At 59.2% G+C, this 13,983-nt stretch carries 16 protein-coding genes; 12 read left to right on the top strand and 4 right to left on the bottom strand.

Going from position 1 to position 13,983, the window contains the following annotated elements; genetic code table 11:
• Window positions 1-173 precede the first annotated feature (173 nt).
• Window positions 174-1,249, top strand: a protein-coding gene (locus QNI81_RS08140; RefSeq protein ID WP_283966187.1) for an IS3 family transposase whose coding sequence is annotated in 2 segments (ribosomal slippage) — window positions 174-423 and window positions 423-1,249 — 1,077 coding nt in all. Because the reading frame shifts where the segments join, the coding sequence is not laid out codon by codon here.
• A 23-nt stretch (window positions 1,250-1,272) separates the two neighbouring features.
• On the opposite strand, the gene QNI81_RS08135 is transcribed toward QNI81_RS08140, so the two are convergent.
• Window positions 1,273-1,668 (bottom strand): hypothetical protein, encoded by a 396-nt coding sequence (locus QNI81_RS08135; protein WP_283966186.1) that lies wholly within the window; start codon window positions 1,666-1,668, stop codon window positions 1,273-1,275.
• A 104-nt stretch (window positions 1,669-1,772) separates the two neighbouring features.
• Between QNI81_RS08135 and dusA the strand changes: the two genes are divergently transcribed.
• Together dusA and QNI81_RS08125 are read left to right on the top strand one after the other, a co-directional pair.
• Entirely contained in the window at window positions 1,773-2,783 is a 1,011-nt protein-coding gene (gene dusA, locus QNI81_RS08130) for a tRNA dihydrouridine(20/20a) synthase DusA (RefSeq protein WP_283966185.1), read from the top strand.
• A gap of 8 nt (window positions 2,784-2,791) precedes the next feature.
• The gene (locus QNI81_RS08125; protein ID WP_283966184.1) at window positions 2,792-3,583 is read left to right on the top strand and encodes a hypothetical protein; all 792 of its coding nucleotides are present in this window, start codon (window positions 2,792-2,794) and stop codon (window positions 3,581-3,583) included.
• Between the two features lie 116 nt (window positions 3,584-3,699).
• Here the strand turns inward: QNI81_RS08125 and QNI81_RS08120 are convergent, their stop codons facing one another.
• From QNI81_RS08120 to ccmI, 3 genes are read right to left on the bottom strand one after another with little or no spacing between them, the layout of a single operon-like run.
• Window positions 3,700-3,936: a DUF1289 domain-containing protein gene (locus QNI81_RS08120; protein WP_283966183.1), complete on the bottom strand. Its 237-nt coding sequence runs from the start codon at window positions 3,934-3,936 to the stop codon at window positions 3,700-3,702.
• Between the two features lie 3 nt (window positions 3,937-3,939).
• Window positions 3,940-4,413 (bottom strand): Holliday junction resolvase RuvX, encoded by a 474-nt coding sequence (ruvX, locus tag QNI81_RS08115; RefSeq protein ID WP_009178932.1) that lies wholly within the window; start codon window positions 4,411-4,413, stop codon window positions 3,940-3,942.
• Complete coding sequence (ccmI, locus tag QNI81_RS08110; RefSeq protein WP_283966182.1) at window positions 4,410-5,651, bottom strand: c-type cytochrome biogenesis protein CcmI; 1,242 nt, start codon at window positions 5,649-5,651, stop codon at window positions 4,410-4,412. The genes ruvX and ccmI overlap by 4 nt, the downstream gene beginning before the upstream one ends.
• A gap of 243 nt (window positions 5,652-5,894) precedes the next feature.
• Between ccmI and QNI81_RS08105 the strand changes: the two genes are divergently transcribed.
• The 9 genes from QNI81_RS08105 to QNI81_RS08065 all read left to right on the top strand — a co-directional run bounded on the left by QNI81_RS08105 (window position 5,895) and on the right by QNI81_RS08065 (window position 13,935).
• On the top strand, window positions 5,895-7,139 hold the full coding sequence (locus tag QNI81_RS08105) for a sarcosine oxidase subunit beta family protein (protein WP_005616263.1): 1,245 nt from the start codon (window positions 5,895-5,897) through the stop codon (window positions 7,137-7,139).
• A gap of 115 nt (window positions 7,140-7,254) precedes the next feature.
• Complete coding sequence (locus tag QNI81_RS08100) at window positions 7,255-7,446, top strand: hypothetical protein (RefSeq protein WP_005616261.1); 192 nt, start codon at window positions 7,255-7,257, stop codon at window positions 7,444-7,446.
• Between the two features lie 201 nt (window positions 7,447-7,647).
• On the top strand, window positions 7,648-7,980 hold the full coding sequence (locus tag QNI81_RS08095; RefSeq protein ID WP_283966181.1) for a sarcosine oxidase subunit delta: 333 nt from the start codon (window positions 7,648-7,650) through the stop codon (window positions 7,978-7,980).
• Between the two features lie 73 nt (window positions 7,981-8,053).
• Window positions 8,054-11,089, top strand: coding sequence for a sarcosine oxidase subunit alpha family protein (locus QNI81_RS08090; protein ID WP_283966180.1), 3,036 nt, complete (start codon window positions 8,054-8,056; stop codon window positions 11,087-11,089).
• Window positions 11,082-11,651 carry a sarcosine oxidase subunit gamma gene (locus tag QNI81_RS08085; protein WP_283966179.1) on the top strand — a complete coding sequence of 190 codons (570 nt, stop codon included), beginning with the start codon at window positions 11,082-11,084 and terminating at the stop codon, window positions 11,649-11,651. Before QNI81_RS08090 ends, QNI81_RS08085 begins: the two co-directional genes overlap by 8 nt.
• Before the next feature lie 106 nt (window positions 11,652-11,757).
• Window positions 11,758-12,168 (top strand): hypothetical protein, encoded by a 411-nt coding sequence (locus tag QNI81_RS08080; RefSeq protein ID WP_046002312.1) that lies wholly within the window; start codon window positions 11,758-11,760, stop codon window positions 12,166-12,168.
• 17 nt (window positions 12,169-12,185) lie between these two features.
• On the top strand, window positions 12,186-12,707 hold the full coding sequence (locus QNI81_RS08075) for a hypothetical protein (RefSeq protein WP_283966178.1): 522 nt from the start codon (window positions 12,186-12,188) through the stop codon (window positions 12,705-12,707).
• Between the two features lie 79 nt (window positions 12,708-12,786).
• Window positions 12,787-13,245, top strand: a complete 459-nt coding sequence (locus QNI81_RS08070; RefSeq protein ID WP_283966177.1) for a hypothetical protein — start codon at window positions 12,787-12,789, stop codon at window positions 13,243-13,245.
• 90 nt (window positions 13,246-13,335) lie between these two features.
• Window positions 13,336-13,935, top strand: coding sequence for a superoxide dismutase (locus tag QNI81_RS08065; RefSeq protein WP_005620166.1), 600 nt, complete (start codon window positions 13,336-13,338; stop codon window positions 13,933-13,935).
• Window positions 13,936-13,983 lie beyond the last annotated feature (48 nt).

Raw genomic sequence — 13,983 nt, 5'->3', positions numbered from 1 at the left:
TCCTCCACCTAGGGCGGAAACAAGTCATTCGCTGCGGTTGGCGCGAATGGCTCGATTTTCCTTGCTCAGGGCTCAACACTCCAAAGGTCGATACTCCAACAGTATTGGTGACCTGCCCCCGCGAAATCCCTCACCATGATGTAGAGTCTGCCCAACCCTTAAGGAGCAGACGAATGCGGAAGAGCCGTTTTACCGAGGCGCAGATCATCGGGATGATCAAGGAGCAAGAGGCAGGCATACCAACGACGGAGGTGTGCCGCAGGCACGGGCTCAGCCCTGCAACGTTCTACAAGCTGAAGTCCAAGTACGGCGGCATGGAGGTGTCGGAGGCCGCGAGGCTGAAGGCGCTGGAGGACGAGAACGCCAAGCTGAAGCGGTTGCTGGCCGATACGATGCTGGACAATGTGGTTCTGAAGGATCTTCTGGGAAAGAACTGACGACGCTGACCAAGCGGCGAGAGGCAGCGCTCAGGGCGATGCGGGATCACGGCATCTCGCAGCGCCGGGCCTGCCGGCTTGTCGGTGTCGACCCAAAGACAGTCCGGCGCGAACGCCCGCCGGACTGCCCTGAGATCCGCAATGAGATGCAGCAGATCGCCGGAAAGCGGCGCCGGTTCGGCTACCGCCGGATTGGCGTGTTGCTTGAGCGCAAGGGCATGAGAATGAACCACAAAAAACTGTATCGGCTCTACCGGGAAGAAGGGCTGTCAGTGAAGCGGCGGCGCGGCCGCAAGCGGTCCCGTGGAACGCGCTCCCCGATGCCGGAGGCTGCGTATCCCAATGCGCGCTGGTCTCTGGACTTCCTGGCTGACAGCTTCGGGGCATCCCGGAAATTCCGCATCCTGGCAGTGATAGACGATTGCAGCCGCGAAAACCTGTGCCTGATTGCTGACACCAGCATCTCCGGCGCGCGTGTTGCGCGTGAGCTGGATGCGCTGGTGCGGATCTACGGTAAACCCGGATGCATAGTCAGCGACAACGGGACAGAGTTCACGAGCCGGGCCATTCTGAGGTGGGCCGATCAGAACGCAATTCCGTGGCACTATATCGACCCAGGGAAGCCGCAGCAGAACGCCTTTATCGAGTCATTCAACGGCAGCCTGCGCGACGAACTGCTGAACGAGGAGATATTTGACACCCTGGACGACGCCCGCCGGACGCTTGAGCAATTTGAGGGCTCCGCGCCCGGCGCGCTTGCCAAGCCCGAAACCGACGACTACCAAAATCAAACCCGCAGACTCTCGTCATGAACGAGGGACCAGTGGGGGGCAGGTCACGTGGAGGGAGATCGTCCACCGTTGGAGAGTTCTTGTGCTAAGGCAACGACCTCCCGACTGCCGATGTCGCTGCAGTGCCGATTAGCGATGTCGAAATCGTTAAGTATCGTGTTCAGTACCTGGCGTTTTGTTGCCCCCATCTCTCGTTTGTGGTTGTCGAGGTAGACTTGTATCGCGTCAGAGAGTTTCCGCCCTTTCGTTTTGAGCTCATGACCCTGACCATTCTCGATAAGCTCTCTAATGTCTTTGGATCTGGTTTTGATCCATTGCTCGGCATGTCGTTTCTTGTCGAAAGTACGGTTCTCCCGATAGCGCTCTCCCTTTCGTACAATGTCAATTTGTGCCAGATAGGCTTTCGAGCCATCGGCTCTCACACGTTCAACGACTGGCATGCCCCAACATTCCTTCAAAAATCCCCAACCTTGTTAGGAGAACGTGCCAGAACGTGCAAAAATATGCAATAATCGGTCAGTTTGACGGTCAAGGAAATCTCGCGATGACTAAGAAAGATGCAGCAAAAACAAAGATTTGGAACTCTGCACGCCTTTCCGTAGCGCCTATGATGGACTGGACCACGCGCGAGTGCCGGTATTTGCACCGTTTGCTGTCAAAAGAGACGTTACTTTACACTGAAATGGTGACGGCACCGGCTCTGGTCAGAGGGCACGCGCTTCATTTGCTCGACCATGATGTGAGCGAACACCCGGTCGCATTGCAGCTCGGTGGGTCTGATCCGGATGAGCTGGCGGAGGCCGCGAGGCTGGGGGCTGAGGCGGGCTATGATGAGATCAACCTGAACTGCGGTTGCCCGAGTGATCGCGTGCAATCCGGGGCCTTCGGAGCAATCTTGATGCAATCGCCTGAGTTGGTCGCCGATTGCATGGCGGCGATGGCGCAGGCCGTGGACGTCGAGGTCACCGTAAAATGCCGCATCGGCGTTGACGATCAAAACCCGCAGGACGTCCTGCCAGAATTTCTCGAGAAAATCCGCGCCGCGGGCGTTAATCGCGTCACCATTCACGCCCGCAAAGCCTGGCTCAAAGGGTTGTCTCCAAAGGAAAATCGCGACATCCCGCCGCTTGATTATGAGCTTGTTCACCAGATGAAAGCCAGTTTTCCTGACATGCATATCTCGATCAACGGGGGCATTGCGACGCTGGAGGATGCACAGGCACAGCTGGCGCGCGGACTTGATGGCGTGATGATTGGGCGGGCTGCATACCACCAGCCAGCAGACGTCCTTAGCGCTGCAGATCCGCGCATCTTTGGCACTGGTGAGGTCACAGACCCGGTCAGCGTGGTGCAAGACATGCTCCCTTATATCGAGCGCGAGATGCAACAGGGGGCACGGCTTCATCAGATCAGCCGCCACATGCTGGGCCTTTTTGCAGGGCGCCCCGGCGCGCGGCAATGGCGTCGTCATCTCTCCGAAGGTGCAAGCCGCAAAGGGGCCGGGCCTGAGCTGGTTGAGGAGGCGCTCAATCTTGTGATCGCGCGCGCCGCGTAGGGTCTGGGATGCTCGATCATTTCCGGCAATTCGGCTGGCTGCGTTTTCCGATGGATCCGCGCGTCAGATCTTGGGCAGAGCAGGCGCGAGACGCCGCAGCAGATGCAATCTCAGACCCGGCTCACGCTCAATGGCTCGACTGTGAGGGGACGTGGTTCATCGGTGTGGACGCGCTGCCCAATGATCCCGACGGCCGCCTTCCATCAGGCGCGCCGTTGGAGGGACCTGCGGTTGATTTTATCAGCAAACATCTCGGCGCTCTTCCACCGCTGCACCGCGCACAACTATCCGTAATATACCCCGGCTACCCACGTCCCAGACGGGGTGAAAGCGACGCGGCCTTCGGCTATCGCCGAAATCGCGATGCAGCCCATGTGGATGGGATCAAGATGTTCGGTGAGGCCCGCCGCCGACGCGTTGAGGAGCCGCATGCCTGGGTTCTGGGGTTGCCGCTGAACGCGACCAGTCCCGATGCCGCTCCACTGGTGGTCTGGGAAGGAAGCCATGAAATCATGCGCAAGGCCTTTGCCAGCGCATTCAAAGGGGTGCCAGCGCAGGAATGGCACCTTGTTGATGTGACCGACGCCTATACCGCAGCGCGCCGTGAAGTGTTTGAGACTTGTAAACGCGTCACTGTTCATGCCGCACCAGGGGAGGCGTATCTGATGCACAGGCTCTGCCTGCATGGTGTGGCGCCTTGGTCAGATGCGGCGACCGCCCCTGAGGGAGAAGGCCGTATGATTGCCTACTTCCGTCCCGAAATGTCGCAGTGGCAGGCCCATTGGCTCGCGGATCTCTGATCCCTGTCTCTATCCATTTCTGCAGTACTAGCGGAGAGTGCCGCGGCCAAATACTGGACACGGGGCCTCTCTTCTAACACCAAATATCCCCGCCGGAGGCCGTGGGCGTCAGTCCGCTACCTATTGCGCTGCAAACGCGCGGCACGTCCACCCCGACGCGCTTTAGGGGCCGCAGATCGGGTCGGCAATGCGGCCATAATTTCGGAGCGTTCCACATCGCTCATTTTGGACCAACGGGTGATTTCGTCGATGGAGCGCGCGCAGCCGGTACAGAGCCGCGTTTCCGGATGGATCACGCAGAGCTTTACGCAAGGGCTCTCAATTTCCTGTCGCTTCCAGACGTCGTCGGTCATGACTTACCCGCTCTTGATGTGGCGCAACCGGTCCAGCGCCCCTTGCAGGATATACGAAGCCGCCACATGGTCGATCACCTCTGCGCGACGTTTTCGAGACGTATCAGCCTCCAGCAGCGCTCTTTCGGCGGCCACCGTCGACAGCCGTTCGTCCCAAAACCCGATGGGCAGGTCCGTCACACGCGACAGGTTGCGTGCGAAAGCGCGGGTGGACTGACAGCGCGGCCCCTCAGAGCCATCCATATTGCGAGGCAGCCCCAGAATAATGCCGTTGATGTCGCGCCCGGAAATGATCTCCAGCAGGCGATTGCTGTCGAGCGTGAATTTCTTACGCCGAATGGTCTCTAGTGGGGTGGCCACCGCGCCGATCCGGTCAGAGACCGCAACCCCGATGGTTTTTTCGCCAAAATCCAAACCGACAAGGGCTGTCATCTGTGGCAGGGTGGCTGCGAAATCCTCGAATGCGTCATGGATCATTTGTTGGACTCCACCTGCGCCATAGCGGCGTTCAGGATCTCTAGCGCGGCATCATTGTCAGCAAACTGCTGCGTGGCCTCGGTAAATATCTCGCGTGCTTGCGCGTCGCGCCCCAGCACCCCCAAGGCGGAGATCAGCCGCGCCCATTCCGCCGGGGTGCCGCCTTCGCTCGCCAGACGCTCCGCAAGGCCCGAGACCATTCCCTCAATCACCTGCTGGCGTTCATCAGGAGACAAGTTTTGCATTGCTTCAACCTGTTCAGCACTGGGGCCGGGCAGGGGGACTGCGGACCCTCCACCGGGGGCAATCGGCTCATATTCCACCCCGGCGAGACCTGCCATATCCGGGATTTGCGCCTCAATCGCACGGATCCAGGGCGCGCCAGCAGGACCGTCTTTCAGAGTCTCAGCCCAAATGCGATAGCCCCGGTCCGGTCGCCCGTTCTGCCCCATCATCAGGCCAAAGTAATAGCGTGCCCGCCCATCTTCTGGTGTCACGGAAAGCGCCTGCAGCAGCAAATCTTCGCTCTCGGGCGAGACATAGCCGCCTGCGGCCATCACCTGCAGTTCTGCCTGATCAATCAGATCCCGCATGTCGATATCGCCCGACTGCAATTCTATATAGCGGGCCTTGGCCTCATATGCGGCTTTGAAGTTCCCAAGTCGTGCCTCATGCTGGGCAAGCAGCGCCTGACCTTGTGGATCCTCCGGGCGCTGAGCCGTTGCGCTGCGCAACTGCTCCACAAGTTTCAGATAGTTTGGATCTGCCTGTGGCTCAGTTGCGGCAGGCATGCGGGCTTCGGCTTCGGCCTGCGTAGGGCGATTTTCGGCACGTTCTTTTGCCAGTGCCAGACGCTCGGCAAGGCTGTAGTCCCCAAAACCGGGCGCGCCAAGCTGCCAATAAAGCCCGCCGGTCCCAAGCGCGATGACCAGCACCATTGCCACCGCCGCGATCCGGCTGGGGCCATTGTCCTGCTCTTTGCCGGCCTCAGCCGCCTGAACCTGTGCATCGGCGGACAGAATGCGGCGCGAGATTTCGGTGCGCAGCCGTTCCGCATCCCCCGTGCTGACGATGCCTCTGGCCACGTCACGGTCCAGATCTTTGAGTTGCTGGCGATAGACACGCAAATCATAGGCGGCAGCGGGTTCGCTCGTACCATTGCGATTGCGCAGCACCACCATTGCCAGCATTGCCGCAAGCATCAGGGTCACAACACCGGTCAAAATCCAAAAAGCCATCGTCTCTCCGCCGTTTGGTTCCATCTATAGGCGCGAGCGCGCGGAAAAAAGCCCTATTGCTGCGACCCGCTGTCCCGCCCCCGACAGGATGTGCAAGACTGCGGCAAGATGCGAACCGGTAGAGCCGTGGTGCAAACCTGCGCCTCATGTCGCAAACCTGACGAAACGCGACGATTAACGGCGCGGTGCCGCGGGCGATCCCGGTCATATCTTGAGGTCAGACACGAAGCATTGGATTCGCTCATGAAACGCTATTCAGCCTTTGCAGTGGCGCGAGAAGGCCTCCGCTACCACAGCGGATGGGAACGCGCCTGGCGCTCGCCCGAACCCAAACGCCATTACGATGTCATCATCGTTGGCGCAGGTGGCCACGGTCTTGCCACCGCCTATTATCTGGGAAAGAACTTTGGCATCACCAATGTTGCGGTGATCGAAAAGGGCTGGCTCGGTGGCGGCAACACGGGCCGGAACACCACCATTATCCGGTCGAACTACCTGCAGGACCCCTCCGCCGCGATCTATGAAAAAGCGCGCAGCCTTTACGAGGATCTGTCTCAGGACTTCAACTATAACATCATGTTCAGCCCCCGTGGCGTGATCATGCTGGCCCAGACCGAACATGAGGTGCGCGGCTACAAGCGCACCGCCCATGCCAATGCCCTGCAGGGCGTCTCCACCGAGTGGATCGAGCCCGCACGTGTCAAGGAACTGGTGCCGATCATCAACCTCGAAGGTCCGCGCTACCCGGTTCTTGGTGGCCTTTGGCAGGAACGCGGCGGCACCGCCCGTCACGATGCGGTCGCTTGGGGCTATGCGCGGGCGTGCTCCGACATGGGCATGGACATCATCCAGCAATGCGAAGTCACCAATGTGCGCACCGAAAACGGGCGTGTTGTGGGCGTCGACACCACCAAGGGGGCGATCGATTGCGATAAACTCGGCATGGTGGTTGCGGGCAATTGTTCTGTGCTGTCTGAAATGGCGGGCTTCCGTCTTCCGGTGGAATCCGTGGCCTTGCAGGCACTGGTCTCCGAGCCAATCAAACCCTGCATGGATGTGGTGGTGATGGCCAACACCGTGCACGGCTACATGTCGCAATCCGACAAGGGCGAGATGGTGATCGGCGGCGGTACTGACGGCTATAACAACTACACCCAGCGCGGCTCTTTCCATCATATCGAGGAAACCGTGCGCGCGCTGGTCGAGACCTTCCCGATGGTGAGCCGCCTGAAGATGCTGCGCCAATGGGGCGGGATCGTGGATGTGACCGGTGACCGCTCGCCGTTGATTTCCAAAACCCCGGTGCAGAATTGCTTTGTCAACGCAGGCTGGGGAACGGGGGGCTTTAAGGCGATCCCCGGCTCCGGCTGGGCGATGGCAGAGCTGATGGCGACGGGGCATTCGAACCTCGCCGAAGAATTCTCCATGATGCGCTTCAAAGAAGGCAAATTCATCGACGAAAGCGTCGCGGCAGGGGTGGCACACTGATGCAGTGCGTCCGCTCTCAATTCGACACAGGCTCGCCTGCCGCAATGTCAGCAGGGAACTTCTGCGTGGGTTCGGGCGTTAAGCCCCCGAATGCACAGAGACGCAGGAGGCAACCATGTCTGATCAAACGCAACATTCGTCCGGTTCCGGCAACGGCGCACTCGCCTTCATCCTTGGTGGTGTGGTCGTCGCCCTCGCAGTCATTGGCTGGATGGTCCTTGGTGGCGAAAACCCGATGGACGAGCCCGATGTCAGCATCGAGCTGCCCGGTGGCGGCGTCGTCGAAGGCGAAGTCGACGGCAACTAACCAGTTGGGGCACGCCGCCTCTATTGGTGGCGTGTCCCGCATCTGCGACACGCGTTTGCCCCGACGTGTGACCATCGCTGCAGCAACTCGCAATTGCAGTGCTGCGACAGGGGCAGCTCCCCGAACTTATGATCCCGCGACGCTGCCTGCCATCTGCGCAGGGCAGGGCGCTGCTGTAACTCTTTCGACGGAGCACGCACAATGCTGATCCTTGAATGTCCTTATTGTGGCGTACGCGCCGAGGAAACCGAACTCCATGGCGGTGGCGAAGCGCATCTGAAGCGTTTCGGTCCCGGCTCCACGGATGACGAATTCCATGACTATCTGTTCATGAAGGAAAACCCGCGCGGGGTGCACCTGGAACGGTGGCGTCACGTCAACGGCTGCGGCAAGTGGTTCCACGCCGCCCGTTGCACCCAGACGCTCGAGGTCTTCGCCACCTACAGCGCCCAGACCACCGAGCCGCCGCAGGAGGTCAAGGACAAGATCTCCGCCAAACGTCCGGGCTGGACCTGGCGCGAATTCGAAGGTTGATCGCCATGTTTCATCTTTTCCCAAATACCTCCGCCGGAGGCTTCCAGACCTCCTGCCGCGAAAGGGTCGCATCATGAGCACGCGTCTCGCCAAACAGGGTCGTCTCATCGACCGCTCCAAACAGATCGAGTTTTCCTTCAACGGCAAAAAGCTCAAGGGCTATGCCGGGGACACGCTCGCCTCTGCGCTTCTTGCCAATGACCAGATGCTGGTCGGGCGCTCGTTCAAATATCACCGCCCGCGCGGCCTCGTTGCCTCTGGATCTGAGGAGCCGAACGCGCTGGTGGGCCTCGGGTCCGGCGACCGCTTTGAACCGAACCAGCGCGCCACCACCACCGAGCTGTTCTCGGGTCTTGCGGCCCAGTCGCAGAACCATTGGCCGAGCCTCGAATATGACGTGGGCGAGCTGAACTCGAAGTTCTTCTCCCGCTTCCTCACCGCCGGCTTTTACTACAAGATGTTCATCCACCCGCGCCCCTTCTGGAAGCATGTGTATGAGCCCTTCATTCGCCAGTCCGCAGGTCTGGGCAAAGCGCCCGACAAGGAGCTGAAGGACGCCGACACCTACGAGCACTTCTACTATTTCTGCGACGTGCTGGTGATCGGGGGCGGCGTGGCCGGTTTGCAGGCAGCGAAATCTGCCGCAGCAACGGGCGCCAAGGTTTTGGTTCTGGAAGAAAAATCCCATTGGGGTGGTCGCACGCCGGTCGACGGCGGCACCATCGAAGGGCTGGACGCCGAGGCCTGGATCGCCAAGACCGTTGATGAGCTTGAGGCGATGGAGAATGTCACCCTGCGCACGCGCACCATGGGCGCCGGTGTCTATGATCACGGCTATATCCTCGGCTACGAGCGTCTGACGGATCATGCGCCGGGGCAGGGTGGCCCGCGCCACCGCCTGTGGCGCATCCGCGCGACGCAAACCGTGACTGCAACCGGTGCGATTGAACGTCCGCTGTCCTTTGCGGGCAATGATGTACCGGGCGTGATGCTGGCGGCCTCGATGCGCGACTACGTGGTGAACTGGGGCGTGACCCCGGGCCAAAAGGTCGTCGTCGCCACCAACAACGATGACGCTTATCGTACTGCCATCACGCTGCATGAAGCGGGCGTCGAGGTTGTCCGTGTGCTGGACACCCGCGAAAGCGGCGGCGGCGATCTGGCCGACAAGGTCCGCGCGCTTGGCATCCGCGTTGAGTGCGGTCGAGCGATCGCCAAGGTCAAGGACGGCAAGCGCGTCACCAAGGTGGCGATCTGCGCTCAGAACGGCGAAGGCGGTGCCCGCGAGGAAATCGAGGCCGATGCGGTGGCGATGTCCGGCGGCTGGTCGCCGGTGGTGCACCTGTGGTCCCACTGTGGTGGCAAACTGACCTGGGATGACGCCCAGGCGCATTTCCGCCCCGATCCAGAGCGCGCGCCCACTGGTCACGATGGCAAACCTTTTGTGGTGACTGCTGGCTGTGCCTCCGGTCCGCTCACACTCTCTGCCGTGATGGCGGATGCAGCGGCAGCCGGGGCCAAGGCGGCAGAGGCGGCGGGACGTCCGGCACAATCGGTGGCTGAGGTTGCGACCTCTGATCTCACTGAGGCGCCGATGGAAGCGGTGTGGATGATGCCCGCCAAGGCCGACATCAAACTGCGCATGAAAACTTGGCTCGACTACCAGAACGACGTCAAGGTCTCTGACGTGCAGCTGGCTGCGCGCGAGGGCTATGAAAGCGTCGAGCACACCAAGCGCTACACCACGCTGGGCATGGCGACAGATCAAGGGAAACTCTCCAACATCAACGGCTTGGCGATCCTTGCGGATAGCTTGGGCGCAGAGATCCCGAAGGTCGGTACCACCACCTTCCGCCCGCCTTACCACCCGATTTCCATGGGTGCGATTGGCGGTGAGGCTCGTGGCGATATCTTCCAGCCGCTTCGCAAAACGCCGATGTATGACTGGCACGACAGCCACGGCGCCCATTGGGAGCCGGTCGGCCACTGGCGGCGCCCCTATGCCTATGTGCGTTCGGGCGAAACTGTTCACGATGCGGTCAACCGCGAGGTCAAGAACACCCGCGACAACCTCGGCCTCTTGGATGCCTCCACCCTTGGTAAGCTGATCGTCAAAGGACCGGACGCGGGCAAGTTTCTCGACATGCTCTACACCAATATGATGAGCACGCTGAAGCCCGGCAAATGTCGCTACGGTCTGATGTGCTCGGAAAACGGCTTCCTCGTGGATGACGGCGTGGTTGCGCGCATCAATGAGGACACATGGCTCTGCCACACCACCACCGGCGGCGCGGATCGCATCCACGCCCATATGGAGGAATGGCTGCAGACCGAATGGTGGGACTGGAAGGTCTATGTCACCAATGCCACCGAACAGCTGGCGCAGGTCGCCGTGGTCGGCCCCAACGCGCGCAAAGTCTTGGAAAAGCTGAATGCGCAGGCGGGCGGCGGTATGGACCTCTCGAAAGAGGCGCTGGCCTTTATGGAGTGGAAAGACGGCGAGATCGGCGGCTTCAAGGCGCGCGCTTACCGGATCTCCTTCTCGGGCGAATTGTCCTACGAGATCGCGGTCGCGGCCTCTGAGGGGCAGGCCTTCTGGAATGCCCTCATGGAGGCAGGCAAGGAATTTGGCGTCATGCCCTATGGCACCGAATGCTTGCACATCCTGCGCGCCGAAAAGGGCTTTATCATGATCGGCGATGAGACCGATGGGACCGTGATCCCGCAGGACCTTGGTCTGCATTGGGCGCTGTCGAAAAAGAAAGAGGACTACCTTGGCAAACGGGCGCAGACGCGCAGCCACATGGCCGATCCTGACCGCTGGCAGTTGGTGGGTCTGGAGACTGTCGATGGCTCGGTGCTGCCAGATGGGGCTTACGCGGTGGGCAATGGCACCAACGCCAATGGTCAGAAGAACACCATTGGTCGGGTGACCTCCACCTACTACTCCGCCAACCTTGATCGCGGTATCGCGATGGGGCTGGTCAAACATGGCCCCAAACGCATGGGCGAAGTGATCGACTTCCCCGGCCTTGATGGGAAAATCTACCAAGCCAAGATCGTCGACCCGATCTTCTATGATAAAGAAGGGGAAAAGCAGAATGTCTAAGGCTGTAAGCGCCATGAATGGGGCCAGCTTTGCTGGTCTGGCTAAGGTCACGGAAACCGGTCTTGGCGGCATGATCACACTGCGCGGCGATTTCGCCTCTGCCAAGTTCCAGACGGCGGTCAAGGCCGCCACCGGAACGCAGGTGCCTGCAACGCGCAAGATCGCTTTTGGTGATCGCGGTGCGGCGGCGTGGATGTCACCGGATGAGTTGCTCCTGCTGGTAGATTACGACAACGCGGATGCGGTCGTCGCAAAGCTGAGCGAAGATCTCGCCGCAGAGCACCACATGGCGGTGAACGTGTCAGATGCGCGGGCGTGTTTTGCGGTCAGCGGCGATGCCGCCCGCGAGGTAATTGCCAAAGTTGCGCCAGTGGATCTGGAGGCGGGTCAATTTGAGGCAGGAGATTTCCGCCGCACACGTTTTGCCCAGGTCGCCGGTGCTTTCTGGCTGGATGAAGCGGGGGCGTTCCACATCGTCTGCTTCCGCTCCGTTGCGGTCTATATGTACGACCTGCTGTGCACCGCAGCGCACCCGCAATCAAAGGTCGGCATTTACGCCTAAGTTGACGCTTTTGCGCAACAACATAGCAAATCTCTTATGGCGGCCTTCGCAAAGGCCGCCATTGTTTTTAGAAAAACCCAATAGAAGCATTTATTGGAGCCTTTTTATGCTCAAGTTCAAAAGCCGGATCGCATCGGCGTGTTTATCACTCGTATTTACTGCGTCATTCGCGTCTGCGGAGACATGGGTTTGCGAATTTAACGATTCCACGCGTCGTGGAACGATCCCCCAGAAGGTGGTCTTTGAACTGCGCCCCGATGGCAGTGCGTTGGTGATGGACCCTTATCTTGTGCATACAGATCAGGCGCCTAAACTTGCGAAATTCGTAAAGAACACGTCAAGCAAACTGCGTGTGCGTTGGCGCGTCGACGATATGCCGTTCAACGGCGGGCTAGCCTCGGACATGGATTTCTCGCTGGTGCACGACAAAGCACGCAACAAGGCTTTTATCACGTTGAATTTGCCGAGTTTCGACAACAGAGACAGTGGCACCGGAAGTTGTGAAGTCGCGAAGTAACCTCCTCTTCAGGTTGGATGTTCTCGCTGACGGGCTGGCGCAGGATCACTGTGCCGGTCCTGATAGTTGCACGAAATACAGTTCGGATTAAATTATTGAAATATAGGATATTTTCGACCATTGTGGCTGTGCTCTGTCTAGGCACAGGCGCATCGGCGGTACAGTTTGAATGTAAGCTGACAAAAGTTTGGTTTGCTCACCCATATCTGCCGACATCGCTGGTCCTTGAGGCGGATGAGCATTTCTTGAACGTGAAGCTGCGTGACGTTCAGATTAAGAACGTAGCAACCAATGACACGGTGGCGAAGGTAGTATATCGCGGCCAAAATCGGTTGCGCATGGAGTGGCCCACTGCGGATTACAAACGTACAGGGCCAGCAGTATTTCCAAATCGTAATACCTTCCGAAATGAGCCAGAGCTTTTCCGCGCGACCTTGTCCCTCGATCTGCGGAATTTCGAATTTAAGGTTGAGATGGAAGATAAGCGACTGGCGGCTCAGTACGGCCAAGCGATTGGAACCTGTAAAAAGTTGCGCTAACGCAATCGATGCAGGGGGGCTGTGCTAACTTAAGTGCGCTCTTACAACGCGCCCATTGATAAAATTAGTTTGTAGAAAAATGAAACAAAGTTACAAAAGAATACTCCAGATCGCAGCTATATTGGGCCTTTCTCTTTCGCCTCAGGGAGCGCTTGCGTCGACGTTCGATTGCAAGTTGAGTAATATCGGGGTCAAGCACCCCTATCTCGCCGATAGGGTCACTTTTACCGCAGACGCCCGGTTTCAGAACATCACTATAACCAACATCGACATCAAGGATGTAACGACGTCGATTGTGCCCGGTGAACTCGCCAATCGAACAAAAAAACGCGTGCGCATCCGATTTCCGGCCCACAGTTTTGTGATGAACGGGGTGCTCCCCAAACAACCCGGAGCTTATGGTCGTATGAAACCGTCTGAATATCTCTATGAACTCTCAATCTCGCTTTCCGATCAGCGTTACACGATGCGGGTTGTGGATGCGCGATTTGGAATCAGCGATGGGGCGGGGTCAGGGCGTTGTAAGGTAAGCAATTGACTCGGGTTTTCCTGCACTAGCTCTTGACCAAAGCGGTGCTGAGACGCATGTATCCCTCAGGAACGCAACATTAAATGACAGGGGGCCACTATGGCTTTTGAACTTCCCGACCTTCCCTATGCACATGATGCGCTGGCGTCCAAAGGCATGTCCGCCGAGACGCTGGAATACCACCATGACCTGCACCACAAAGCCTATGTCGACAACGGCAACAAGCTGATCGCGGGTACCGAGTGGGAAGGCAAGTCGCTCGAAGACATCATCACCGGCACCTACAACAAAGATGCCGTTGCCCAAAACGGCATCTTCAACAACATCTCGCAGCTCTGGAACCACAACCAGTTCTGGGAAATGATGGGCCCGAACGGCAGCGCGATGCCGACCGAGCTGGAAAAGGCTCTGGTTGAATCCTTCGGCTCCGTCGACAAATTCAAAGAAGAGTTCTCCGCCGCTGGCGCAGGCCAGTTCGGCTCCGGCTGGGCGTGGCTGGTGAAAGACACCGATGGTGGCCTCAAGGTGACCAAGACCGAGAATGGCGTGAACCCGCTGTGCTTCGGTCAGACCGCGCTTCTGGGCTGTGACGTGTGGGAGCACTCCTACTACATCGATTTCCGCAACAAGCGCCCGGCATACCTGTCGAACTTCCTCGACAACCTGGTGAACTGGGAAAACGTCGCCTCCCGTATGTAATTGCGGTTTGAAGACTTACGAAGGGAGGCTCCGCCCGGCTTGGGCGGG

Origin of the sequence: Tritonibacter sp. AK171, from assembly GCF_030127025.1 — a bacterium.
In the GTDB taxonomy this organism is placed as follows: Bacteria; Pseudomonadota; Alphaproteobacteria; order Rhodobacterales; family Rhodobacteraceae; genus Epibacterium; species Epibacterium mobile.
The sequence above is the reverse complement of the archived record's forward strand: the minus strand, read 5'-3'. Positions and strand labels throughout refer to the sequence as shown.